Origin of the sequence: Thermaurantimonas sp., from assembly GCF_046299575.1 — a bacterium.
Taxonomy (GTDB): domain Bacteria; phylum Bacteroidota; class Bacteroidia; order Flavobacteriales; family Schleiferiaceae; genus Thermaurantimonas.
Map to the genome: position 1 here is coordinate 279,666 of NZ_JBKBHX010000002.1, position 25,016 is coordinate 304,681.

At 36.4% G+C, this 25,016-nt stretch carries 24 protein-coding genes; 3 read left to right on the forward strand and 21 right to left on the reverse strand.

What is annotated here, in order from left to right:
- Positions 1–41 precede the first annotated feature (41 nt).
- From csm5 to ACK4EX_RS03795, 17 genes are all read right to left on the reverse strand, one after another.
- A complete protein-coding gene (gene csm5 / locus ACK4EX_RS03715) occupies positions 42–1,544 on the reverse strand; it encodes a type III-A CRISPR-associated RAMP protein Csm5 (protein ID WP_409769838.1) in 1,503 nt (500 codons plus the stop codon).
- Positions 1,541–2,623, reverse strand: coding sequence for a type III-A CRISPR-associated RAMP protein Csm4 (csm4, locus tag ACK4EX_RS03720; protein WP_409769839.1), 1,083 nt, complete (start codon positions 2,621–2,623; stop codon positions 1,541–1,543). The genes csm5 and csm4 overlap by 4 nt, the downstream gene beginning before the upstream one ends.
- Before the next feature lie 39 nt (positions 2,624–2,662).
- Complete coding sequence (csm3, locus tag ACK4EX_RS03725; protein WP_409769841.1) at positions 2,663–3,406, reverse strand: type III-A CRISPR-associated RAMP protein Csm3; 744 nt, start codon at positions 3,404–3,406, stop codon at positions 2,663–2,665.
- A gap of 13 nt (positions 3,407–3,419) precedes the next feature.
- Positions 3,420–3,872, reverse strand: coding sequence for a type III-A CRISPR-associated protein Csm2 (gene csm2, locus ACK4EX_RS03730; protein WP_409769843.1), 453 nt, complete (start codon positions 3,870–3,872; stop codon positions 3,420–3,422).
- Between the two features lie 2 nt (positions 3,873–3,874).
- Positions 3,875–4,564, reverse strand: coding sequence for a Cas10/Cmr2 second palm domain-containing protein (locus tag ACK4EX_RS03735; protein WP_409769845.1), 690 nt, complete (start codon positions 4,562–4,564; stop codon positions 3,875–3,877).
- Complete coding sequence (cas10, locus tag ACK4EX_RS03740; protein WP_409769847.1) at positions 4,525–6,468, reverse strand: type III-A CRISPR-associated protein Cas10/Csm1; 1,944 nt, start codon at positions 6,466–6,468, stop codon at positions 4,525–4,527. The genes ACK4EX_RS03735 and cas10 (ACK4EX_RS03740) overlap by 40 nt, the downstream gene beginning before the upstream one ends.
- Positions 6,465–7,169, reverse strand: a complete 705-nt coding sequence (locus ACK4EX_RS03745) for a CRISPR-associated endonuclease Cas6 (RefSeq protein WP_409769849.1) — start codon at positions 7,167–7,169, stop codon at positions 6,465–6,467. Before ACK4EX_RS03745 ends, cas10 (ACK4EX_RS03740) begins: the two co-directional genes overlap by 4 nt.
- A 97-nt stretch (positions 7,170–7,266) precedes the next feature.
- Positions 7,267–8,448, reverse strand: coding sequence for a type III-B CRISPR module RAMP protein Cmr6 (cmr6, locus tag ACK4EX_RS03750; RefSeq protein ID WP_409769851.1), 1,182 nt, complete (start codon positions 8,446–8,448; stop codon positions 7,267–7,269).
- 4 nt (positions 8,449–8,452) lie between these two features.
- Entirely contained in the window at positions 8,453–8,866 is a 414-nt protein-coding gene (cmr5, locus tag ACK4EX_RS03755; protein ID WP_409769853.1) for a type III-B CRISPR module-associated protein Cmr5, read from the reverse strand.
- 18 nt (positions 8,867–8,884) lie between these two features.
- Entirely contained in the window at positions 8,885–9,862 is a 978-nt protein-coding gene (gene cmr4 / locus ACK4EX_RS03760; protein ID WP_409769855.1) for a type III-B CRISPR module RAMP protein Cmr4, read from the reverse strand.
- Between the two features lie 4 nt (positions 9,863–9,866).
- Positions 9,867–10,511, reverse strand: coding sequence for a nucleotidyl transferase AbiEii/AbiGii toxin family protein (locus tag ACK4EX_RS03765; protein WP_409769857.1), 645 nt, complete (start codon positions 10,509–10,511; stop codon positions 9,867–9,869).
- Entirely contained in the window at positions 10,483–10,809 is a 327-nt protein-coding gene (locus tag ACK4EX_RS03770; RefSeq protein WP_409769859.1) for a hypothetical protein, read from the reverse strand. Before ACK4EX_RS03770 ends, ACK4EX_RS03765 begins: the two co-directional genes overlap by 29 nt.
- A gap of 39 nt (positions 10,810–10,848) precedes the next feature.
- Positions 10,849–12,270 (reverse strand): hypothetical protein, encoded by a 1,422-nt coding sequence (locus ACK4EX_RS03775; RefSeq protein ID WP_409769861.1) that lies wholly within the window; start codon positions 12,268–12,270, stop codon positions 10,849–10,851.
- A 5-nt stretch (positions 12,271–12,275) separates the two neighbouring features.
- The gene (gene cmr3, locus ACK4EX_RS03780) at positions 12,276–13,352 is read right to left on the reverse strand and encodes a type III-B CRISPR module-associated protein Cmr3 (protein ID WP_409769863.1); all 1,077 of its coding nucleotides are present in this window, start codon (positions 13,350–13,352) and stop codon (positions 12,276–12,278) included.
- Positions 13,345–15,180: a type III-B CRISPR-associated protein Cas10/Cmr2 gene (gene cas10, locus ACK4EX_RS03785; protein WP_409769865.1), complete on the reverse strand. Its 1,836-nt coding sequence runs from the start codon at positions 15,178–15,180 to the stop codon at positions 13,345–13,347. The genes cmr3 and cas10 (ACK4EX_RS03785) overlap by 8 nt, the downstream gene beginning before the upstream one ends.
- On the reverse strand, positions 15,177–16,226 hold the full coding sequence (gene cmr1, locus ACK4EX_RS03790; protein ID WP_409769867.1) for a type III-B CRISPR module RAMP protein Cmr1: 1,050 nt from the start codon (positions 16,224–16,226) through the stop codon (positions 15,177–15,179). The genes cas10 (ACK4EX_RS03785) and cmr1 overlap by 4 nt, the downstream gene beginning before the upstream one ends.
- A gap of 79 nt (positions 16,227–16,305) precedes the next feature.
- Positions 16,306–17,346, reverse strand: coding sequence for a helix-turn-helix transcriptional regulator (locus ACK4EX_RS03795; RefSeq protein ID WP_409769869.1), 1,041 nt, complete (start codon positions 17,344–17,346; stop codon positions 16,306–16,308).
- 203 nt (positions 17,347–17,549) lie between these two features.
- On the opposite strand from ACK4EX_RS03795, the gene ACK4EX_RS03800 reads away from it, so the two are divergent.
- Genes ACK4EX_RS03800 through ACK4EX_RS03810 form a run of 3 tightly spaced genes read left to right on the forward strand, consistent with a single transcriptional unit; the run spans position 17,550 to position 19,616 of the window.
- Positions 17,550–17,909 carry an HNH endonuclease gene (locus ACK4EX_RS03800; RefSeq protein WP_409769871.1) on the forward strand — a complete coding sequence of 120 codons (360 nt, stop codon included), beginning with the start codon at positions 17,550–17,552 and terminating at the stop codon, positions 17,907–17,909.
- 32 nt (positions 17,910–17,941) lie between these two features.
- Positions 17,942–18,553 carry a hypothetical protein gene (locus ACK4EX_RS03805; protein WP_409769873.1) on the forward strand — a complete coding sequence of 204 codons (612 nt, stop codon included), beginning with the start codon at positions 17,942–17,944 and terminating at the stop codon, positions 18,551–18,553.
- Positions 18,554–18,608: 55 nt separating this feature from the next.
- A complete protein-coding gene (locus ACK4EX_RS03810) occupies positions 18,609–19,616 on the forward strand; it encodes a DUF4407 domain-containing protein (protein WP_409769875.1) in 1,008 nt (335 codons plus the stop codon).
- A 44-nt stretch (positions 19,617–19,660) separates the two neighbouring features.
- Here ACK4EX_RS03810 and ACK4EX_RS03815 read toward each other — a convergent pair whose 3' ends face one another.
- From ACK4EX_RS03815 to ACK4EX_RS03830, 4 genes are read right to left on the reverse strand one after another with little or no spacing between them, the layout of a single operon-like run.
- A complete protein-coding gene (locus ACK4EX_RS03815) occupies positions 19,661–22,123 on the reverse strand; it encodes an ATP-dependent RecD-like DNA helicase (protein WP_409769877.1) in 2,463 nt (820 codons plus the stop codon).
- Positions 22,116–22,526 carry a hypothetical protein gene (locus ACK4EX_RS03820; RefSeq protein WP_409769879.1) on the reverse strand — a complete coding sequence of 137 codons (411 nt, stop codon included), beginning with the start codon at positions 22,524–22,526 and terminating at the stop codon, positions 22,116–22,118. The genes ACK4EX_RS03815 and ACK4EX_RS03820 overlap by 8 nt, the downstream gene beginning before the upstream one ends.
- 3 nt (positions 22,527–22,529) lie before the next feature.
- On the reverse strand, positions 22,530–23,891 hold the full coding sequence (locus tag ACK4EX_RS03825) for a TM1812 family CRISPR-associated protein (RefSeq protein WP_409769881.1): 1,362 nt from the start codon (positions 23,889–23,891) through the stop codon (positions 22,530–22,532).
- A 3-nt stretch (positions 23,892–23,894) separates the two neighbouring features.
- A complete protein-coding gene (locus ACK4EX_RS03830) occupies positions 23,895–24,929 on the reverse strand; it encodes a Card1-like endonuclease domain-containing protein (RefSeq protein ID WP_409769883.1) in 1,035 nt (344 codons plus the stop codon).
- Positions 24,930–25,016: the final 87 nt, after the last annotated feature.

The window sequence follows — 25,016 nt, forward strand, 5'->3', positions numbered from 1 at the left end:
CGGGGTGAAAAAAGAGGTTTATTCAAAAAGGTAATTTTAATTTAAACCTCTCCTACGTATGACACTTCCATCACCCGGCCATACTGTAGTCTGGTGACTTTTACTCTATACAATTTTCCTGGCTCTGCACTGGCATAGCCATTCATATCGGCCTCTACAGTTTTTGGCTCTTGCAGAAACACTTTAACGCGAGACCTTCTGCCAGTAGGTGGACTGATACATTCGGCTAGTAATTCGGTGTTTTGCTTTATTTCTTTGCCCGTAAAGTATGGATTTATAGGTGTTGTTGGTGCAGAATCAGCTTCAGGCCTAAGTTCAATTTCAGATTCAAGCTCAGATTTAGGTTTAATTTCTTCTATTATTATGCCTTCAAATGCTTTTTTAAGTTGATTATCTAAGGCTCTGTAGTAATCTGATTTTTCAATAGGTGTTAATTTAATGTAACCCAAAGGCTTACCATCAGCCGTAATTCTTCTGGATTTTGGAAAGGGGAGTGAGTCATCTTCAGATTTACTTTTTGTGTTCTTTCTGACATAAAGTGCCAGTTCTTGTAAATCTGATTTAGACAGCAAATCCTCTTGCCAACCTCCGGTCATGTTTAAATAACCTGTTTGACCAGAAATTCTTAAAATGTAGGATTTATCATCATGGAAAGATTCTTCGATTTTTTCAATACATTTTTGATTATAGATATTTGATTCATTAAAAAATAAATTATGTTCAAAATCAAAAAGTCTTTTTGTTTGTTTTTTTGAGGTATGTAACAACGATGATAATTCCTCGTTAATATTTCGGTTTATATTATTTTTTTCTTTATTTTTATTAAACAAATTTTCATTCCATTTCATTTGAATGTAAAAATCAACACCTTCTGGTATACACTCCAGATAGGTTCGTAGATCTTCTCGCATTATGTATTGACTGTTGTCTAAAACGATTGAAAGAGTTTTTATGATAGACGACCTGTCTGTAAATCCGTCAGAAATTAATAAGAATCTGAAAAAATCGTAAATAGCATGATTGTTATTATTTTTAAAAATACTATTATTGTATTGACGGTCTGAATACTCTGAATCTTTGTTACTTGAAAATTCATTTAGTGATATTGCCCCCTTTGAGTACTTTGATAATAAATAATTAGAAAAAAATGCTGTTCGAATGGCTCCTTTAATGGAGCTACCTGGTATTAGTAGAAGTCCATTACCTGATCGTGTGTGTTTTTTTATTTCTTCATCTAATACTCTTTCATCAGTTGGAATTAATGTTTCGCTTATATCTTCTGGTTTAAAATTAGGCTTTTTTTGATTAAGCAAATTTCTAAGAGTTCTTGCTTTTTGTTCTCTCGATTCAATGTTCATTAAGGCATTCGACCATTGCTCTATAAATCGCTTATCTAAATTAAACTTTTGAAAAAATATTTCTGGCTCAAGAATGGCAACGATTTTTCTGTCAGGAAAATGCACATAATCAGCGCCCGGTATCAAAGATATTCCGCTGCCAATAAACAATGGACTAAGAGTAGTAACCTTAAAATATTGAATCATATACTTTCAAATTTAAAGTTGGCTGGAATGAAAATAGGTCGTCCATCTCTCCATACAGGATGCATGCGCTCAAATGCATCCCCAGGTAGCGCTTTTTGAAGGTCTTCAGTATCAGGCTTTAAGTCCACGCATTTTCCCTCCGGCTTTTCAGTCGTAGCCAAATAACTGCCCTCTTCCATCATGTAAACTGTGCGCTTTAATTTATTTCTTATCTCCTCAATGCCCGGGCTGCTGATGTAGCCTCCCCGGCGTGTGACTTGGTAAGCTGATTGCTCCAAATCGGCTTTCGTTAGCTCATCTCTTGTCGGGCAATATTTTCCGAAGGCAAGGTAGCCTGAAGCATTTTTTGGCAGGTGCAGTTCAATATCAACTATGTCTTTGCCTGGGTCAAATTCAAACCACCCGCCACCTACGGATCGATCACTCCCAATGCCTTCATCAGCTAGTAAGCGCAAAGCAGGTACTATTTTCTCGTAAAGGGTTTTATCGTCACCTTCATATAGAAAATACAACCCTACCTGCGGATGGAAATATCTACGTCTGAAATAGTATGGGTCACCTTGCTCGGTGTAGATAGGGCCTATGGAAACGCGCTCGTCATCAGTCTCATAGACTGGCTCCCCCTCGAAAGGGTAAGGATTCAGTTCGACAACCTTTGATGTAAGAAATTTGCCAAATAAGATTTGGTCGGTATCTGAAAGCTGTAGCTTTCCGGCTGAGAGAATTTTTTCAAAGTAATCTATATCTATCCATTGGATTTTTTTGGCTTTTTTTCGATGGGTAATGTCATCTGAATGCCCTACATGAATCACACCCGGGAAGATGGGCCTGGGGAAAAACTGAACGTAGGTATTTTGGCTTTGAATAAAATAGAAGGCTGATGAAAGTTTAAATGCATCCAGAAATTCCTTTACATCGGTTACCAGATCGAGCGATAAAGCGCAAGCAGAAAGGGCGCTTTTAATGGAATCGCTGCCCCATAGTTCTTGTAATTCATCCTGCACATCGTTGATCACTCCAATGTGAAGCGGTCCGCGAATGTGCAAGTGAATAGCCTTATATGTTTTTGTTTCTGTCATACTGCGCTGAACTCAGAAAATTTTTTTGATTGCGTTGAATTAACTAATAGCCTGTGCCCTAAGCGACTCAGGAATTTCGACTTGAAAATCTTTTTCAGGATGTTGTTTTGGATCTTTGTAATAGTCTGCACTGCGCTCTCTGATGGTGTCAATAGAAATTTTTACCCGACCGCTGCCGCGCGAGCCTTTGCCGCCCAGATAATCATCTTCCAACAACAAAAGCCCGCTTAAAATGGTTTTTACGTACAATTGAGCATCATCTTCAACATCATTTGCCCTTCCATCAAAAACATTGATCACGATCTGAAGTGGAAATTCAGCACCGGCAGGGACGCGCTCTATTTGGCGAGGCATTGCAGCAGATGTGATTCGATCTATGACAACTTCCATTTTCGTTTCAGTATAGGGCATATCTGTATTTTTAAATTTCTCGGGATCATCTAAAATTTCAGCATCCCTAAAAATCACACGGGAAGGTCTTGGATTATTAGTTTCGGCCTTTCCAAATAGTTTAGCTGAAATTTTACTTATATCAGAAGACGAAATCCATTTTACATTGCCCATATCTCTTCTCTCAATAGACCCATCTCTCAGATCAATAAGGCTTCTGATTTTTCCTTTCAGTGAAGAGCCTGGAATGTAGGGCTTTCCACTAATTGGATTTCGAATCACGATATTATCCGGCGCACCTATAGAAAGAGGTGAAAATGTACCACCTATTGTTAAACCACTTAAGGTTTTAATTTTTCCGGTGATGATAATTTTAGATTTTAACTTAAACATATGCCTAATTTTATTATTTTCCACCATAATATTTGTGATATGCCAATATGGCTTCAATAAGACTTATGAAGTTATTAAAGAATTTCTCATTGGTTAAATCTACCTCTCTAAATATATTCTTCAATGCATTGTAGAATTTTTTTCCCCCATTGCTACTTGCTTCATTTGATTTTCTCGCGGAATTATAAGCAAGTTTTGGCCTTAGAAGCAGAATACTTTGTTTGTTTTTATCTACTCCATTTAACTGTATTCTTTTCAATTCACCATAAAAATTTCTGAGTTGAGTTGTTGTTAGTTTTTCTTCTTTTGCTAAATGCTTTCCAAATTTCTCACAAAATTGATCTGATTCTTGATTCATACCATTTGTGATCCACTCCGTTTTAACAATAAAATTTTCTTGTGCAGAATTCCCGCCACCCTGGTTGTTATTTCTTTGAAATAATTGATTATTGAAATTTGGTAACATATCTATTGGTTTTTAGTTTGACTTCTCCACTTAAATTCAGCTAATCGACAAGCCACAGCGGCCAGGTCGAGGAAGGTATTTCCACTGCCGGTAATTAATCTTTGTCCGGCAGGATTTATGGAATTGCCATTGATAAAAATTGAATAATTTCCGTAATTGATATAGCTATCAGTAAATGCACTGGAAAGAAACGCTTTTAAAAACTCTTCCTGCTTTCTGTCGCGCTCGATCATGCGACCGATCGTGTAAGCCAGCAACCATCGCCAGCTTAAATTACCCGGTGTCATTTTTCTAAATTCATAAAAAGTCAATACTCTAGAAATGAATGATTTATTTAGTTCACCGTTATGGAGCTTTTTAAAAATGGTATCAAAAAGATGTTTAACCAATGGCCATTCGGTATCCCAATTCAGGGCAAATCCAAATAGGGAAAGCGCATTTTTTTCTAAAGAAATTTCGCCATTAGATATTTTGTGCGATTTTGCATTTTTCTCTTCACTTTCTGCCAATTTTGCAAATCGTTTGGCCGGAAATTTTCCTTTGACGAAAACCACACCTCCTGATATGGATAAATTGGGATTATAGGCTGTATATTCTCTGAAATCCTGACGTATTTTTTCAGCAATGGCGAGAATAACATCCCACTTTCCAATTAAAAATAAATCATCGCACCGGCGTATAAAATGTAACAATCGTTTTTATACTCCTGTACCAAATTATTTAAATATCCCTTAAAGAAAAAGTCCAAAGATCGGCTTAAGGTAGCTAATCTACTAATGCTGTGTTTTCTTCTTGAAAATCCATTTTTAAAAAGAGCACCTAGATTATCAACGTCCATTCTTAGAATTCCCAATCTCTTAAAATCACTTTCTCCGGCCAATTCATCAAATGTTTTTGGATATCCTTCCTCATTTGATGGATAAGTATTTCCACCATAAAAAGTGAATCCTTTAATTACGTTTTTCTCGCCGAATAGGGGCACTATTAAATCAGTAGAATTAAACGTTAAAAATCTTCCATTTTCCACATGATTTCCTTCATAATAATATTTCCCATTTTTATTTTCTACCATTACTCCTTTTCTTGTAAAAGAACATTGGAAATCGAATTCAAAATACTTATCTTCTGGGCTTATTGCAATGTCTTCTGCTAATAGTATTCCTGCACTATTCTTTAGTTGTTTTCCCAGTTCAATATGCATTTGTGACTGTCGGCTCCTGTTTTTACCTATTTTATTTTTAGGTTCGATTATATCTCCTGATATATCGTCAATATCTTCAAATTTTGGGGCGATACCAGGTTCAAAAAATTCCGAATAAGCATCTTCAGAAATAAACATTTTGTCGTAGCGTTGCACTTTGTGGCGCTCTAGTTTTTTGTGAAGTTCAGTCCATTTATCTGCAAGTGATGGAATGGAGTAATCTTCTTGTTGTAGGAGATTTTTTGGTGTTATTTCTATATAATCAAGTGATATAAATAACCTTGTTCCGAAATTTTTAAACAGCCATTCATTTACTGTGGTGCGCAGTTCATCTACAGTTTGACGAACGTGGGCAGTGTTGGGCGCAAGTACATGAAATCCTCCTCCGCTATCAATGATTACATTGCCTCGATATAATCCAGTCTTATTTAAAAAGCAGTATAGTACGTTGTCAATGAGCCATTGCAGGTAAAACGAACGTCCCTTGAGCGATTTGGCTGCATTTTTTGATGAAATGTTGTAAATAAACGACTGAATGCCGCTAAGGTCTGCTCCAATCAAAAGAGCGAATGGCGTTTCCCCATCAGGCAGTTTTACGTCAACATTGTTGATATTCGAATATTTTTCTTTTATGAAATCGTATAGACATATCGCCAGACCCGCACTGGTTCGCAAATGGTCGTAAAGCGATACATCGGGTAGGTCAACTGTGCTTGAAGGAATAAATCGGGCATGTTTTTCTAAAACATACGAGAAAGTCTCTATCCATGTTTTGAAATCTGTTTTGCTGTCGATTGACTGAATGTCTTCACTGAATGCTTGCCATACTTTGCTGTAGCCAGGTTCGTTTGTAAAAGATTCCAAATTTTTGGAAAAAGCTAATTTCTTTGCTTCAGATGCATCAAGATCAGCTGTGTATTTAAAAGGGAGGATATCAAATCTGTGAGTTCCTGAATAATCGTCTGACCTACCGATATATTCAATAACATTGTGTAGGCGGATCTTCTTGAAGTTATTCCGAGTTTGGACGTTATCTTCATCTAATGAATTCGATTTTACCCGATCCATACCGCTGCTGAGCTTGTCGGCCAGTGCGATAAGCTGCTCGTCTAATTTACCGGGCTTGTGGTGCGAACAAGCAAGGCGCATCAAATTCAGGTTGTCAACAGTGAATTCAAGATTGTGATTTTTTATAAACTGTGCTGTCCACAATACGTGCAGATGTGAATAATAGGCCCCTTGATTTGGGCAATAAACGCTTTCGAGCTTGCGAATTTCAGGCTCAATTAAGCGCGAAGTCTTCATTCCATCGGGATCAGCCCGCTGAAAGAATTTTCCGATATCGTGCAGTAACGCTGCTAAATAAATTACATCTCTATCTGTAGCGTTTTTCATTCAGTTTTCACTTTATTTTCCGATTCTTTTTTCTTTTTAAGCATTCGCAAGCTTCCAAAACCGTGGCTAACACCCTTCCCCAGCCCCAAGTAGTCTGGCATAAAAACATTAGAAGTAAAGCGCACATTAAACGCCTTCATTCCTACTCCTTTGTATTTAACGGATACTTCTTCAGGCAAACTGATGAACTGAACCTTTAAGGGTTTTTCGATTTTCCAGTCGATACCCTTAGCCATTGAAAGAATATTTCCTGTAAGAATTTTTTCTAATAATTCGATGCGAGCACCAGCGTCATCTAGCTCATTGTATTTTTCGTAATTCTCTTCATTGAGAGCAAGCCAGCGGTTTATGTAATATTCAAACGTGTAATCCCAAATGTTAAAGGTAATTTGTCGAAGCACCAGGTCGTGAATACGCAGTTGAATTTCGCGGTGGCTGATGGAAATTTTCCAGGATGGCTGTTGAAATAGGTGTGTGATTTCATCTGTACCATCGTCAATGCAAAAAATTGCAGCATTGCCTCGAACGGTCTTGTATTGTATACCTGGATATTCGTAATAATATCCTCCTTCTGGCCGATGGTTGTGGAAGCCTATGTGTTCAAGTCCGACTTTTTTTATTACCGCACCCCTAAACGCTGGAATTTCATGTGCAGCTATCTGATTCTGAAACACTACCAGTAGGGTGCGTACTTTTTTCATGGGTATTGTTAAGATATTTTTATCTATTGCAAAATAATGGTGAAAATTAAAAATTCTCTTTCATATATCAAATACCTACTGGTAGGTATTATTATCGTTATTTCATATATCCATACCCCACGGCAGTCTTGGCGCCAATTCCACGTTGGGTTAGAGCTTCTTTCAGATAATCCGAAACAACAGTAAGCATATCATCGCTTTTGTTACCTAACTTGATGTGTTGGTTTTCAACGCCTTTGGGCAAACCTACCATAAATTGGAAAGTGAGATTTTCTACGGTGAGGAAAATGATAGGCACTGGGCTTTGCCAGTCAGCGGGAGGCTTGTTGCCACCATAATATTCGGGATAGTGGGGATTCATAATATCTGCCTTGATGCAACCTTGCGGGCTGTGAGTAGGGTAGGCATCGAAGAAAATGACATCGCCAGTTTTTTCAGTTGTTTCAGGATAGCGATATTTTGATGTGTCTTTTCCAAACTTTTGCCTGTCCTCATTGTAACAACGCTTGTAGTAAGTAGTCATTCGCTTTTTTTGACCATTTTCTTCATATATGGTTTCCTCTCCACACCCAAAAATATCGCACATTTCTTTTGAATGGTGAAATAATAAGGCTTCACTATCAGCCTTATTGCCTTGTAAAGTCGTAATCAGATAACTTCTCAAAACACCTTTGACGGCACTTGCTGGAATATATGGAAAGCCGTATATGTGATGTAAGGTGATAGACGTTTCAAACACCGAGCCGCTGCCCAGTCCTACGACCAATCGCCAATCGGGTTGGAACTGTAGTTCGTTTTTTTGATTGCTGTCATACGATTTGGGTAATAAATTACCGCCGGTGAGTTGCAAAGCGTTGTGATGATGGCGAGCGATGAAATTTTGGTAATATTTCTTAACTGCGTCATCTTTATTATCTCCAAAAGCCACTTGACAGTCTTGTCCCCGCTTTTTTAAAATTCGGTTTTCTATTTTGAAATTTGTGCTGTCGAAAATTTGCTCTTTGTGAAGTTTGAGAGCGAAATTCTCTAAAATCAATTTTCTAGCAATTGCTTTAATGGATAAAATTGTCCAACTCGGTTTGCCCTTATACATTGAAGGCTGAATTTCTACCTCAAACTGGTCTCCTTTCTTAGGGTTTAGGTTTGTCGATTTTTTCTGTTGTAAAATCGCTAAATTTATAAAAATATTAGGACTAACGTCATTTGCAACGAGCCAACCATTCTTAGCATTTGTATTCCAAATGCTTACAGTGGCAATTACTTTTTTTGTTTCTGCCATAATTTTATTCTGACTTAGCGAACCTACGTAACCAATTCAATAAGGCTAATACTTCGGTGGTGCATTGGATAAGTTCTTTTGCCTGGCAGGTCATCAAATAAATTAAAACTTTTTCCTGATCATTACTCCCCGTAGTAAGTTTATTAATTTCTATCAGAGGAAAAGCACTAACACAGCTTGGTAAATTTTGCCCGGTGAGCCAATTGCAAATTTGTTTCAATAGTTTTTCTTCGCGGTTGTCATTTTTACTTTTTGAATACAAAAAAGCAAGTGTATTCAAAAGTCCGTTGGTTTTGATGTATGTAGGGATTTTATTGACCAAACTGCCGTATTCCTTGTCTTTTCCGTATGCACATTCCCACGCAAACTTTGCTCTTGCCTGGGCGATGCTTTTCAATGTTGAGACTCCGTTAGCCATGTTGAACCTCCTTCTTTTTTAAGTTAATAATTTTGTTCTCACAATCCCTTTTCCTAAGGTAGCATTGCCGCCGATTTGGACGATTGATGGCAAGCCATTATTGAAAAAATCTAAAACGCCTTCTGCTGTCATTTTATCCTCCTTGGCTGAAAATTCATCAGCAAACATCACCAGAGAATATAGAATACTTTCGGCGGGCAGGTATTCTTCGCTGAAAAGTGCCCCTTGTTGTACTGTGCCCGTCTCGTTGTTAATCTTGGTGCGGGTGATGACTTCGGTTGCAAGGGTTACAAAGTCGCGAAAATCGTCGTCGTCAAGGACTACTATGTCGGTTTTGATTTTTTCTTGCCAATACTTATCTAAACCAACAAAAACATTAGTAGCGAGCCATTCGCCCAATTTGTCTATTTCTTGTTTTTTGTCAGGATTTTGAAAAACAAATTCCTCTAAATAGATTTTGTTTCCGTTTACAATGGTAGATTTTTGTCCTATTGAAACCTTTGCAACATTTATTTCAGGCACATCACTTTTCATTCCCGCTAACTCCAAATCCGCAATAAACTTCTTAATCACTCTTGGACAAGTAATCCACGCAAATACGCCGTACAAAGACTTAACGGGAAACAACAACAAACGGGCATCACTAATCGAAATACAACCGGAAAATTGCGAATTATCTTTGAATATTTCTTTTAAATAGTCTTTGGCTGAAAAGCGATTTTTAACATTGATTCCTAATTCAGCATCGTCAAACCCAAATGTTGTATTAATTTTTATAAGATTTCTTTTCGCTTTATCGTCATCAGTTTTTGATATAACCAATTCACTCTCAAAAGCCTCTCTCAATGCCCCTTTGAGCGATGAAGCTTCTATTTTGGGGAAATTGGTGTGCCTTTCGCGCTGGATAGGCAAGTCTACGATACCTAAGTCAGAACCGCTGCCTACATGCAGGGGCGTTTCGCAGATAAGAAACAAAGGTTTGGCATTTTTGAACATAGTTTTATAATTTTAGTTTGTTCCAATGCTTAATTTGTTTTTGAAAGTGTTTTGAAATTTGCGATAAAGAAATATGCTGTGAAGGATTTAAATGTGCAATATTTTCATCAGCAATGTCATCCGTAAAAATCAAAGCTCTTTGAAATAAAGTTTTACTTAGATTTTTCATTTTTACTGAGGTCATTTCAAAGAGTTCTTCAAGTGAAAAATGTTCTTGATTTAGAACATACAAGTCGTAGTAATCTCTGTATTTTGCCCTTAGAAACAAGGTGTTTACTTTCATTACCGCCAAAGTAGGCAGTTGGGCGATATATAGATAGTCGAATAAATGTATTCGGTTTTTAAGTTCATCCCACCCGTTGGCAAAAAAAGTAACCTTTGTGCCATCTACTACAAAATCGGCTTGCTGTGGCGATAGATTGACAATTCTGACAGATTCAAAACCGCTGTTTTGCAAAGTATTTTGAATTGGCAAGGCTTGCAAATCGGCATGCCAGGATAACAAATCAAGGTATTCGCTTAGGCGATGCCCCAAATAAACTGCCAAAGCCGAGCCGCCCACAAAAGTGAAGCTTTGTAGGAGTGGCAAAGTGGCTAATTTTTGCAGCACTTTTTTGGTATCAGGCAATAAATTGTTTAAGCCTTTCACAGCGGTTATATTTTTTTTGAAATATTGATATATATCTTTTTGGGTTTTTTATATTGAAAAATATAATAGCCAAATAAAAATTATGTCTGTAAATCTGCTCATCGGGCAACATTTTTTCGCGCCAAACCATTTTTATTTTTCTGGTATCAAATATTTTAAATAAAATTTTTAGTTCTTCTACATTTCCCCATCGCAAAGCTTCTTCTATCAATACTTCGTCAGGAATATCGGCGCTGGGGGCATAACTCCAAAATGCTCCAAGTTGGCGTAGAAGAGAGATATAGCATTTTTTTTCCATTTTTTTGCTTTTTGACAGGATTTCAGGATTTACAGGATTTTAGGTAATAGCAATATCTATCACTTGATTGTCTTTAATATCCGATTTAAAAAAGTCTTGATAGATATGTCGTTCCTGGCTTAGTCTACTTTTTTGTACTTTTAGAAACTTACAATTGAAGGTAATATTCGTATCAAACTTTTCTTTTAGTTGCCTAACGGTTTCTACATTCACACTGTTTTGGTTATCCCCGTATAGAATTAACCAAATTTCTCTGATATTTTCTAAGAATTGAATCCTTTTGGGAAATTTCTCTAACAACTGTGTCCAACTATTAAAAGGGTTTTCTAATACGGAAACAGGTTTTACTTCTATCGCTATTTTAGAATTATTCTCCTGCTCAATTAACAAATCGATATCACCGCCATCTTGGGTTTTTACACTTACACTATGTTTTACTTTATAGCAATCAAATTTTGTTTGATAATATTTGAATAGTTTATGCTCTACCAAGTAGCCCATTATTGTACCTGTTAAGGGACTTTCTCTGTCTTTAAGATACTCTCTTAAAATTATACCTAGAGGCGTTAAGTTGGTATTATCCTTAAATACCAAATTAAGTTCACGCATTTCTGCAACTTCTTCTTGTCGTTTTGGATTTGTTCTTTGGTTATCGTTAAACAACAAAATTGTATATTTTTCAATTAACTCCCAATCAAAACCAACAGGCATTGGGGATAAATGAATTATATCAGTGCTATCTTCATACAAATAATAAATGGCCAAATGATATAGTTGTGCCAAAATTGTAATTGGCGGAATAAAGGCTTTGTACCCACCTGTAATATTGAGCAAGGAGTTTTCTGTACCCGTTTTGGCAATAATATTTTTAATTTGTTCAATTAGGTTCAGTAAACCTTGTTCAGAGTAGCCCTTTAAATTTAGGCCTTTGATGATATGATTTGATGAAAAGTTTTGTTCTTTTATTTTCTCAATGATGGTTGTTTGCCCTTCATTTGGCTTGTCAAAAACAACTGTTCTTTTGATGATGACCTTATCACCATCTTTCTCTTCTTTATTTTCTTGATTTTCTTGATTTTCAAAATACCCCGCTATCACCTCTGCACACAAAACCGACAAAATAGTGTCGGTACAAAAAAGATGAATGGTTATATATAAGGCTTTGTCCGCTTTCAGGGACTTTTTTAGTTCCTTTTCAATGGCAAAAATGCTGCTGATTTCTGCGCAGTTAGATGTTTCACTTAAAAATTCAGTAAGCAGTTTAAGAATGCCTTTTTCGCCATATTCGCCTTTTACATAGTTGATATAACTATCTGCAGTAGTAGCTGAATTTTCAAAAAAAGAGCATTTTTCAAGTTCTTTTAATTGTTCTTTAATTTCTTTGGTAAGCCCATAGCTATTAGTTTCTTTCCAGTTGGAAATTAGGGAAGTACCAACTGTGGTAATAATAGTTTTGTTCATAGAATTTAACTGTTTAGAGTTGTGCCGATATAAAATTTACCAAAACCTTGTTCGGCGAAACCTTTCACTTCGTCGAAAGGATTGTTTTGATACAAATACTCAAATACGTGATGGGGATTACGAGCTTTCAGGTAATAAACACTTCCTGCCGGGACAGCTTTATACATCGTTTTTGGGGTTCGATTTGCCATGTCAAATCCTCCTGCATACACTGGTTTTCCTATTGCATAAGTCAATAGTTCAAAATCGTTAGAGTTGAGAAATGCTTTGGGGCAATAGCCATTTTCTAATATCGCAGGCGTGCTCAGATAAACCCTTAGCACATCAGATTTTAATTTCTCTGGTCTTAAATGAAGATCAGGTATTTGATTTTGGTCGATATGTTCATAAAATGCTGATTTATTCTCACCCCCTAAGCGAATGATACCTTTCTCTTCGAGTTCTAAATTTTCATATTCAATTGCTATTCTTATTTTATTTCCTTTATTGTTTTCAAGTCTTTGCATGTTCACCCGGTACATTTTGCCTTCTGCCTCACCAGATGTTGTACGGCTGAAATTGTCCCGGGCTATACCAATTTTAGGCTCAGAAGTTATAAAATTATTTAATGAATCAGCATAAATCTGGCTTTCGTTATAATTCAAATAGTGGACAAAGCGATTTCTTGCTAAAATTCCTTTGCTTAGTTCATCTACTTTTTTTCGCAGTGGAGCATATAAAACTTCCTTTTTTTCATTGGAACCAGTAGTTAATGCTTCTCGTTTAAGAAAATAGATTTTTTTGGCTTCTTCATCATTTTTGTCTTTGAATTTTACCAAATCCAAAGGCATTGTAAAATAGGATGTTTCGTTTATCAAAAGATAGATATTGTGAATTTTAAAATCACGTGTGTTTTCGATTGCTTTTTTAGGATCTGTTATACCTTTTTGAAACATAAAAGCCGTTCGAATTGCCCCATAAATTACAGATGGATATGGTGGAAAAATGCCATCAGCCCAAACTTCTTCGCCCATAGAAAAAGGCTTGCCGTCTCTGAAAAAGAGTGTATCAATTGCCTCAATATGTATCGTTTTCTTAGTCATTTCCTTGCAGTTTACGGTTGATAAAGTCGCAAATGCTTAGTGAAGCATTGAAGTTTTTGATATTGCGTTTATTGGGCTCATAAACTTGCTTCACTTTTTTTGCCATTTCCAGAGCCTCTTCTTTGGTAGCTTTGTTTTTTGCCCGCAATACAAGCCTTTCAATCTCATGATTCAGAATTTGAATTATCGTTGAATCTATTTCTCCGTCAAGCAGCATCGTTTCTCTTTGTAAAACAGTGATGAAATTGCTGCTGAAAAGTGCATCCAACCCTTCTCTAACTTCCTGCAAAAGTTCGGTATACCAAACATCCTCACTGTTTTTAATTGTTTTAAATGGCAAGACCACCTTATGGATCTCCCCCGATTTTTTGAGTACAGCGATGCCAAAACTGTCTTTATTTTCGGTGTCTTTGGCTTCCTCTTCCATTTTTCTTGCCCAATTCAGTACTTCGGAAAGGGGCGTTTTGTAGTGGGCTATGGCAATGCCTGCTGAGAAGGTCATTTCTTTGTTTTCTTTAATTTGAAATCTGCCATCAGAAATTTTATCGCTGACTTGTGCTTTAAATTGCTCTCGCAGGTGCTTTATTACTTCAAACAAGTAATGTAGATTTACAAAACCCAAATAGTCATCACCGCCTGCATACACGGTACGACCTTTTTTAGTTTTATCAGTACCTGAGCCATCTACATAGTTGCTGGCATATCTGGCAAATCCGGATAACAAGTCTGAAAGATGGGTATGGAAATCGTGCAATTTTATTTCTCTTTCGATCAGGTATTCGCCCGAAAGCCAGGCACCCATACTGTCGGCATCAAAAAGCAGAATTGCATAATACTTAGTAAAATACAGGTTATTCTCTTTAGCTTTTTTGTAAATATTTTTGAGTTTTGATTTTGCGACTTCGAGAAAGCCAATGTTGATGTTGTGTTTTTCAAAATATTTTTTAGTGAAATTTTCTTCAAAAAACAATTGACCATCTACTTCATCAATATTTTGGGTCTGATTTTCACTCACACAATATGCAAATTCATTTAAAAACAGGTTTTGTCCTTGCTGGTCTTGTATTTTTTTCAGTTCGGTAAGTGTATGCAGCAATGCAATATCTGCTGTTGAGTCAAATTCTTTTCTTTCTCGGTCACTTCGGAAAGGATAAAAACGCTTGATGAAAGTTATGGCTGAAAGTCCCTCCCCTTCGTTTATGTTGGGATTATCAAATTGAGCGACAAGGGGTATTATTGTTTTTCCATCTTGAGATATTGCGTAAGTATATGCTGGTAAAACGTCAGATTTGTAAAACACCAAAGCATTTTGCTCACCGCTGAGTGAACATTTACGACCTTGTTCGGGATATTGGGTGAAAATACGTGAATTTTTGACCGCACCGAGCAGCCGGTCGGCATTATCGTAAGCGGCCGCATAGTTGTCGTTTTTAACCGGTACAAATACCCAAAAAGAAGAAAAATAGTCTTTGAGTTGGGCTTCAAAGGCATCTTTGATTTTGGCATACTCGGTTGTGCCGATTTTTTCTGCGGCTTTTTTAGTCAGTCTTTGAAGTTCAACAGCTACTTCATTAGCTATTTTTTTACCTAAGTCTTTTAGCTCCTGGTCTGTTTTGTTAAAATTAAAAGAAGCCAAAATGCGATTGGGCATGGATTCGGAATTTTTGGAAGGGAATATCACCGTTCCGCCCTCATCTTTTATTGCCAAATAAACCTTTCGGATAAAATCGGAAAGCATCCGACTCCCCGCCCACAAATCTTGTGTCTTGCGTGCCTGCGAGATAAAACTCTGCACGGGCGTGATGGTAAAAAGGAATAGGTGGGTCATAGGGTGATGAGATTTAATTTTTCTTGAAGTTTTGTGTTGAATTTTTGGGTGGCGTCATTAAATTTAATTATCGCATCTGGCGGAACAGACTTGCCTTTTTTCAAATTTTCATTGCTTATACCAGAAACATACTCGTAGGGAACAAATAAGATGTAGCCCGTGTACCCCCCATTTTCTTCATCTAAAAATAAAAAATATGATTTTGAGTGTCTTTCTAAAAAAGCATTTCTGTCTTGAACAATTGGTGCGGCTATATATCTCCTTGTGTCGTAAGTGTGTCCATCTCCCATATTTTTTCTTGCATGAATATAAGCATCGCCAATTACTTTTAGAGCATTATCGTAAGTACCATTGATTACATCTCTTGCTTTAAAGAGTAGTACTGAACTTGAAAGACTTGTAAACTTTGATTTTGGATTAGTAGTTTTTAGTAAATCTTTCCATTTGGGTAAATTTTGAGTAATGTCTGTTGCAGTATTATCTTCACTTTCTATTGCCTTGATAATTTTTATTTTGCCAAAACCATTTCTACTCTTTGAGCCTAACCCGCCTACGTAACACATCAGTACAAAAGCCTTAATTACCTCATCTACTTTTTTTTCATCAGTAAATCTCAGGCAGATGTTAAACTGTTGCCCTTCATCAAAAAAAGCGTGTGTAAATCCTTCACGATAATCATAAGCACCATAAGCAAGATAATTCAAGATATTAACAGGTGTATTTCTTGAAAGTGGATAGTTTCCTCTATGCTGAGGGAATCTATCTTTTGTGCTTGGTTTTAAAAAGTTTTTATCTCTTGGGCAAGTAATTATCACCTTACTCCTCTGCGCAGGCTCTGTCCCCCCAAAAATCTCACTTTCTTGTTTTTTTAATTCTTCAAGGCTCAGATGTCCATTCAGCGCCCGCCACCAAAAGCGCAAAGCCCCTTTGATGCTGGGTGGACGTAGTTCAGGAATGCTCTGGTCTGCACCCGAGAGAAACATGGGTGTTATGGTTTCGCAGGTGAAGGTGATTGTTTTCATATCTTCTGAGGCTTCTTCTAACATTTATCAAATTGCCTTAATTTAAGGTATTATTCAAATTACATTTAACAAATTTTATATAAAAATATTAATTTTTCAATACCTAACTTCTAGAATTTTCTGGAATTTTAGTGTAGCGATTAAGCATTTTCATGCTTTCTAGCATCATTGTTTGTCGCAGGTGCTCAGGGCTGAGTACCTCAATCTGACCGCCAAAAGATAATAATAGGTTTTTCAACTCTTGATTGATGATGACTTGGAGTTGTATCTCAGCACCGTTTTCATTTTCTGATTTTTGAATGATCTTTTGGCTCTGATGCATAGGCTTGGTCCGAATGTAGGGCAATACATTTTTATCTACCCAAATTCGTATTTTTTCAGGAGTTGCACCTTCAGGGCGCGTCACGCCCACGATGTCTTCGAAATATTCCGTAAAATCGATTTCCGTATTTGGCATAGCTTCTTTTGTAGTCAGTTCATAAGATTCAATGCGGTCTACTGCCAGATTCATTACTTTGAGTTCCGGTCGGTGCATGGCTTTGCCAAATACAAACCAGCGACTGTTGAAATGGCGCATATGCCAGGGATGGAATTCAAAATGTTGCTTTTCGTCGGTGAAGGGTGCATAGAGAACATGTACTGTCAATCCTTTCAGCACTGAATACACGATTCTTGGTATTAGTTTTACATTGTGGTAATCCACATTTAGGTCGTACGTGATTTTGTTGTATTGTTTTGCAACGCGTTCTTCGCGTAACTCGGTCAGGGCAGTAAGTTTTTCAAAGATGTCGGGATCTATTATGGCTTTGTAATCGCCCAAAGTACTGAAGTAGAGTCTAAAGAGCTCTTTGTCGCGCTCGCTGAGATGTCGTGTCCAGGAATCGAATTCCTGAATGTCAGGACTTGTTATTTTGTAGATGATTCTTCGGCCTTTTCGTATTTTATCTAACACGATTTCACCGCTGTTTTCGATTTCTTCTATGTCATTATAAAAAGTCCGCCGAGTGATGGGTTGATAGCCGTTTCGCGTGAGCCAGGTATTGATTTGTTCAACTACTTCATCTACGCTGTATTCGTGAAAAGGATGCCGAAGAATTTCGATGATCTTCTGCTGTCGCTTAAACGCTGGATAAGTATCTGCCATAGGAGTTGTTTTAATGTTTTTATTTTCATTAATGAAACAAAAGTAATTTTGAAGTATTTATTAGAGAGTTAATATAATTCACTGTAAAAGAATTAAAATAATTAAATTTTCTATTATATGTGAAATTTAATTTCATATATTTATAGTATTTTTGCCATGGGTTTTAAGCCTAAAGGGGTTTGATCACTAAAAATGCTAAAAATATGAATAACGGAAGAGAAACATTCAGAAATGGAGCGTATGGAGCTTACAATTCTTTTACTGAACAAGGTAAGCCGATATACGAGGAAGAAGCTACTCACGGAAGTTATGGAGCGCTTCTGTTGCATCCGGAGTGGAAAAAGTGCCGTGAACGCATACTGGTTCGCGACTTTCGCAAGTGTAGAAACTGTGGTTCCCCTGAGGAATTAGAAGTTCACCACCGTCAGTATCACTTCTATGTAAGGCAAAATAAGTATGCCGAGCCTTGGAACTATCCTGATCATCTGATGATTACGCTCTGCAAGCGCTGCCATGCACGAGGACACCAGCTGTATCAGGTTCCTACTTTTTACATCGATTAAGCGGATGTTTAACCTCTTAAATTCTAAATACGATGAAATCTTTTTTTGACTTTTTTAAAAGAAAACCGGATGATTCAAACAATCAAAATCAAGATGACAAAGGATCACAGGATTCGCGTATTACCAGCAATGGTGTCTACGATGTACCCCGCGAAATGTTTATCGAGGAAAATCCACCAAAAGGTGTTCAAACTTCCAATAGTAATGATCAGCAAAAACAAAGTGAAATGAATCAAAGTTATACCGTGCTGAAAGGCATAAGAGCAGTTATTGCTTCTTTTAGTGAAGATTTTGAGAAAAAAGGGTTCGATGATGCTCTAGTGATTCAGGATAGAAACTTCATGAATAAAGGTATCGAACTCCTAAAGCTTAAGTTACATTCAGTGATCGAACAGTTTCTGCTGGATATTTCTAACGAAATAATTTCTCTGGAAAGTCGGATTCAACAGTTAAGAGATTTTAATTTAAATGATTATGCAAATTCTTTATTGAGTAATTTGAACAATTTAAAAAAAGAATTAGAGCACATAAAAGAGTATCAAAAAGACTTTCAAGAAGAAGGGAATCTGACGCAAAAGTGCTTGCTTTCATATGAAAGAGGTTTTATGAAGGGAATCGTTCATTTATATAAAAATAATAACTAAAAATAATTAAATATTTAACTAAAAAATACCGTTTAACTTTTAAATTATTTCTGCCATGAGAAACTTATTACTAGCAATATCTTGCATTCTTACTGGTTACAACTATGATGTAGTAAAAGAGTGTTCACCGGCAATGTCACGGAAGATTTATACGTATGCAATTATCCTAATATTAATCACCGGAATCTGGTTTTTTGTGGGCAAAAATTTTTATATTATGTATGTGAATCAACATGAGACTCCTGAGAGACACATATTTTCAATTTACGTGGGAGCTTTTGCAGCTTTTATGGTATTTGTGATAGAGAGAATAATTTTGTCGACGGAAAAAACTAATGGATGGAATTTTACAATAAGATTTATTATTGGAGTTGTTATTGCTATCATAGGAGCTTTGGTTGTAGATCAGTACATTTTTAAAGGTGATATTGAAATAGAAAGGAATAAGGTTAAAGGAGAACGAATAGATGAATTAGTAGCGTCTCGTTCTAAGGATTTAAAAGATCAACTGATCGCATTAGAAGAAGAAAAAAGTGCTCTGGTAATAAAATCAGACTCTACCAGGTATGAGGTAATGAAAAAACCTTATACAAAAGAAGTAACATTTAAAGAGGAATCAAATGAAAAAAATAATATCGAAAAAAATGATCAAAATCAAACTGAAAAAATAAAGAGAATACAAGTTACTTTGGTTCCACACCCAGGATATAAATTTATTGATGAATTAAATGAAAAAATTGATTTGATAAATTCCCAAATTCAAGAAAAACAAAAGAACATCCAACAATTAAGAGAAAATGTAACCTTGGAAGTAGAAAAATCCTTTGGATTAATTGATGATTTAAAACTTTTATGGAATTTAATTTTTGGCTCTATTATTGCTGGTTTAGTCTATTTTTTGTTCTTTATTTTATTCTTATTTGTTGAGCTTTTAGTTTTGTATTTGAAATGGGAAAATTACAAAAATGGGGGTGAAAATGAATATTCCGATATCGTACAAGAGAAGAGGAATATCAATCGAATGAACCGAACAATAAATTCATTGAATCGAATATTGAATTAAAAAGTTAATGGCCGGCGATCATAGAAATGATCCCGGCCTTTTTTTTAATTAAAGAGATTGTTTACATTCTGATCAAAAATGTCATAAGCAATAGATTGTCCATCCCGGTTTGACTGACCAAATCTAATAGTTGGTATTCGGCTATTCAACCGTAATATTTCAAATTTTTTCAATACTTCAGGACTGATTCGATCTTTTTCTATTAGTACGACATTATCACCAGAGTAAAGTGCCAGATATTCTGTGTTCAGATTCTTTCTGATTGCCTCCGGTAAATGGTATTCTATCGGCAGATCATCAGGAGTCTTGATCAATATTTTGAGCAATTTTACCAGAGTGTCGGAATAATACATCCCAGTGTTGGATACATAACCATTGAAATTTCTGCCAAGCATGAAGATAAGTGGCATTTTGTGTCCTGAAGAGCTTACAACTGCTTTTGGATAAATGTATAAATGTTCCTTTGCCCTTGTGGTGGCGGTATAGAGCCATCTCAGGTCTTTGTTGTTTAAATTGGTCAGGATTACATTTTCCCATTCGCTGCCCTGAGCTTTGTGACACGTAAAGGCATAAGCATATTTTATATACAATGCATTCAGATAAGGATCTATGGCTGCTTTGACGTTTACATAGTTTATAAAATCTTCTTTATTTGAACGGATGATTTCAATTTGTTTTTTGATGTCAAAAACTTTTTCATTCGTTATCTCTTCGCAGAATTTAAACTTTACCCTGTTGTAAAAGTATTTGTAATTAGCCAGACGTTGATTTATTTTAAATTCTTGCCTTACACCTTTTTTCGGGATGCTAAAAAATTTATATACTTCCGTTTCTACATTTGTTTCCATTTGGGTCTTTACTTCCATGTACTTATCATCGCTATTTAAAATTCGGATATTGAGGTCGAAATAAGGAATTAGCACACCAATGTTTAACTGAAAGTACTGTGCGAGCGATATTTCACATTTTTTAATTTCATTCACAAATAATATGTCTCCGTTATAAATTTCGTAATTGTAATTATTTTGTACACATATTAAGCGATCATTTTTTTCGATAATATCTTCATAGTTCAAACTTTTTCTGATATTGTAATTGCAGAAGTCGGCTGCATTATTGCTCCAGGTTACCACAGCCACATCCTTATTTTTTTGATAGATTTCTATAAATTTTTTTACTAGATCATTCAGGTCATTGTAGTTGATTGTAATATTTTTTTCCAATCTGATTGAGTTTTTATCTCGGAAGTCATTTACCAAATATTTTATCGAAAAATTTTTATTTTTTGCTTCCTGAATTTTATCCCTCAGATATAGTGAAAATTCAAGGATACTGTTGTCCTGCTTAAAGCGATGTGGCATAGATAATTCATACATCATTGTATGTATTTCATACTTCTGTGTGATGAATTCAGGTGAGAGTCCAAATGGCTCTCCGGTTTCGATCGGGGGCAGCTGGTAAATATCACCAATCAAGATAATTTTTACGTTATCTTTTATACACAATCCTATTAGATCCCGTAGTGTAAAACCGGTACAATTTTTATAAATGCGCCCCTTTTTTTTCTCTTCAAATATTTTTCTTTTTATCTCATCGTCATTTATCAGATCGCTGAGCATACTTGCCTCATCTACGATGCCTACATGACTACCGAAATTCTGATTGAGAGTCGTAATCTGAATCAATGATAATTCATCCTCATCTGTGTTTTGATCATCAATTGGTTTATTGTCAGATTCTGTTATAGATACACCCACTTTCATCGAATAGATTTTTTTATGAATTGTGTTAGCAGGTTTTCCTGTCTTTTCTGAAATGTTCCGGCTTGCTTTTCCAGTAGGGGCCATAAGGGAGACTGTATTTTCCTTAAATATTTCGCCAATCATTTCCAGGATGTATCTGGCAAGAGTCGTTTTACCGGTACCGGCAGCACCTCTGAGTATGAATATCCTGTGCTCTGGTGAATTCATGAATTTGAAAATCAGCCCGAGAGCCTCTCTTTGCTCTTCGCTGAGCTTAGCCGATATCCTTGTTATGAAGTCATTAAATTGCTGGTCATTTATTTCTTCCCGTACAGATTCGACCAGAATTTTGAGATTATAAACATTTGCGATCTGAAACATCATGTCCAGAATATCACTTTCAGTGCTTAGTTCTGGTTCCTGAGAGCTTTTGTTTAGCTTTTGGTAGAGTATCTTCAGAAGTTTGGCAGTAGGTGTAAGCTCGGGTTGATATGACACTTTAAAATGTCGCAGAATTCTAATGTCTTTCAGATTTATTACAAACTTCCCATCGAGAAGCTTGTCGGCCTGTGGATTGTCAGACCCGTCGCAGGCGTAATAAATAAGGTCTGCCTGAGGAATCTGTCCGACGATAAGGGTCTTAACTAAGGACTCACCGAGTTGATTGCTTAAAAAAAGTCCAGTCAGATTTTGACCATCGTATATGGCTGCATTTAGCGATCTCTTGTCAGATCCGGCTATTTCATATATAAAAAGTTTACTCATGGTTATGGTATTGAGATATAGGTTTCAATACGTATTTTCTGAATTGAACAAATTCGAAGATCGTGACTTTTCTCTTAATATCACCTTGCATTTCTTCGCTCACATGTCTTTCGGTAGTAGAGGCATATACATCGGCACCTGCTTGAATGAGATATGACACAAGAGCGAAACAAAAATTGAATTCACCCATTACGTGAAATGAATAATGCTGCAGAGGTGTATATTTTTCTGAGAGTTCTGCTAGGAAACTGTCTAATTTCTCCAGCAATTCTGATGGCGTCCAGCTAGGATCAATGCTCGGAAAAGCCACATCGATGACGCCTCCAAACATTTTTTCGGCAGCTTTCATTTGTTGTGTACTCCACAGCGAAGAGGGGTGATTTGATATATTTATCAGAGCCATTATTTAGTTTTTAACTGACATTAAAATATTTAAGACTTTCTCTTGCATATGCATGAGGTTTTCTTTATAATCTCCAGGATTATTTCTTCCAAAATGGGCATGGTTTAGTGCATTGCGTATTTGGCTCAGATCTCTCGTGATATTAACCAGTTCTTCGAAGTTAGTGAATTTGTTCTTTACAGCCTGACCAATATGAACGTTGTTTCCCAGGTGGCCTGTCCATTCATGTGGCGGCCTATCGCCTACATTTAGTAGTGAAGAGATGATAGCATAGCGTACTAAATATTTTTTGTGATTAGAATTGGTGTCATTAGGATAATTTACGCTTTCATGATTTTCGATCATTTCAAGTAGATGTGCTATAATACCTTCATTCAGGAGAGTAGCAGCTTGCTGGATGAGATTTTTATTCAGGCAGAAGCCGGCTGAATATAGGCAATTCATGGTGTTTTCCTGAGCATTATATGTGCCTGTGGGAAAAATGTTTTGGATTTCATTGACTATAGGTTTAAAGAGGTCTGTTATTATCTGAATTATGTTGTTATCTGTAGAGGGATTATCAAAAGAAAATTTAAGTATTTTGTCTAAATGATTTCCCTTATTTATACCTTCTCCGTTGCATAAGAATATGTCTTCCGAAAAGCTTTGAAGATTTTTAATCAGCTGGTTAAGCTTGTTAAGTGCTTCGTTTTGTCCTCTAAAGAGTTTTCCGAGTTCGCTGGTTATGTCTTTTGTGAAATCTCTGGCATCAACGGCATATCCAAACTTTCGAAGTTGATAGGCGAAGTCGCTCAGCTCCATGAAAAAACTGTAAACCGTCAAATCGATAATAGGGGCAATTTCAGTACTCTGGTCGCGTGCTTCAAAATTCCCATACGTGATGGATTTAATGTGAATATTCAATCGATGGCGTGCGTACTGACTCAGCACGGTGAAGAGAATCGGTATATAGCGAAAAGCATGCGTCACATCGATGTACACTTCGTCGTCTTCTTGCAGTTGGCTGATCATTATCGAAAACAACTGCCAGATTTCCTGTTCGTTGCGGCCATCGATCGGGAAGATAACCGGCATAATTTGAGCCTTAGTACCGAAGTGGTTTAACCTCTTTTCAAGTCCGTCATTAAGGATAATTTGTTTTGTAGTTTTATCCTGGTGTCCATTGTCAAGCCAGTTTCGATTTTTGGAATCTTCTGTCATAAAGATGACAATCGAATCGGCCTCATTCCACTCCTGGGCATTGAGCATTCTCAAAGTGGACATTTGAATGTATTTTTCTGGTTCGCTGTCGGTGTAAGTCATATTTCTGTACTTGCAAGGTACATAGTCGCTGGTACCGAGAAAAGAGAAAAACTTCTTTGCCAAAGTTTATGAGTTTTTTATTATTTCAACTATCTTATTTTCCTGTAATTCTTTATTGCCCATAAGCTCAATATTGCCCATCAGTCTGGCTTTTAGAAATAAATTATTTCTCGATTCTTCATTTAGAGTTTCGAGTTTTGCCATTGTAAGCAAAATGGAGCGCGATGAAAGACCAAATCTTTTGTTCAAACTCGCTACTTTATACATTTGGTTTAGTAGCGTTGCAGTATTTATTCTACAAGGGTCATGTACTGTTTTACATTCGATCGCAAAGGGCTGATTTTTGTAAAGGACCAGAACGTCAATTTCATTGTCATTCATGGCGTTTTCGACGGTGTGAGAGGGATTTTTTTCTTTTAGTTTAATACCTATTTTAATAAATTTATCTCCTAATCTGAGTTCTCTTTTTATGGTTCGGTAGATAAATTCTTCAAACCATTCACCAAATAAATTTCCATTAAAAGTACCATCATTATTTATAAATTCTTTTGGTAATTTTTGAGTGTTAAAATCGTTTTTCAAAAGATTTTGCCATACATCATTGCACCAGGTACCTGATCTAATTTTAGTTTTACAATCGCATTTCATCCCATGTAGGTTCAGATACTCTTCGGCACCTATGAAATAAGTGAATTCTATAAACTCAGCAGCAGTATTTAAATACACTTTTTCGTAGCCTTTTGAGCTGAAAGGCACGTAGTAAAATTCCGCATTTTTTCGACCAGAGAAATAATGCCACATGCCTATCGACATGAGCTTAGTTCCGCCAGTTACATTTACTAAATAAGTGCAGTTTTCTTTGTTTAAGATGTCAGCTTCAGCATATTTTGAAGTGTTCTGGAATAGTTCATTTTCCGATACAATTATCTTAGTGTATCGATCTGATTCAATTCCCGCTGTTGTAGCCAAGGTTTCACACTTGCCTTTGGTTTCCATCTTTTGAGTTGTGATAAATACATAGTGATCCACCTCTTTCAGTTCTTTGATCAGCAGATAGTTAGGCATTGGTTGGTCAGAGATTGCCGAGACGAGTATGCGCATACGCTTTTATTTATAATTTATGGCGCTCCTCCGGCTACCTGTCGCGATAAAGCCTCACAGGTAGTACCGTCGCTGTTTTACCATCAC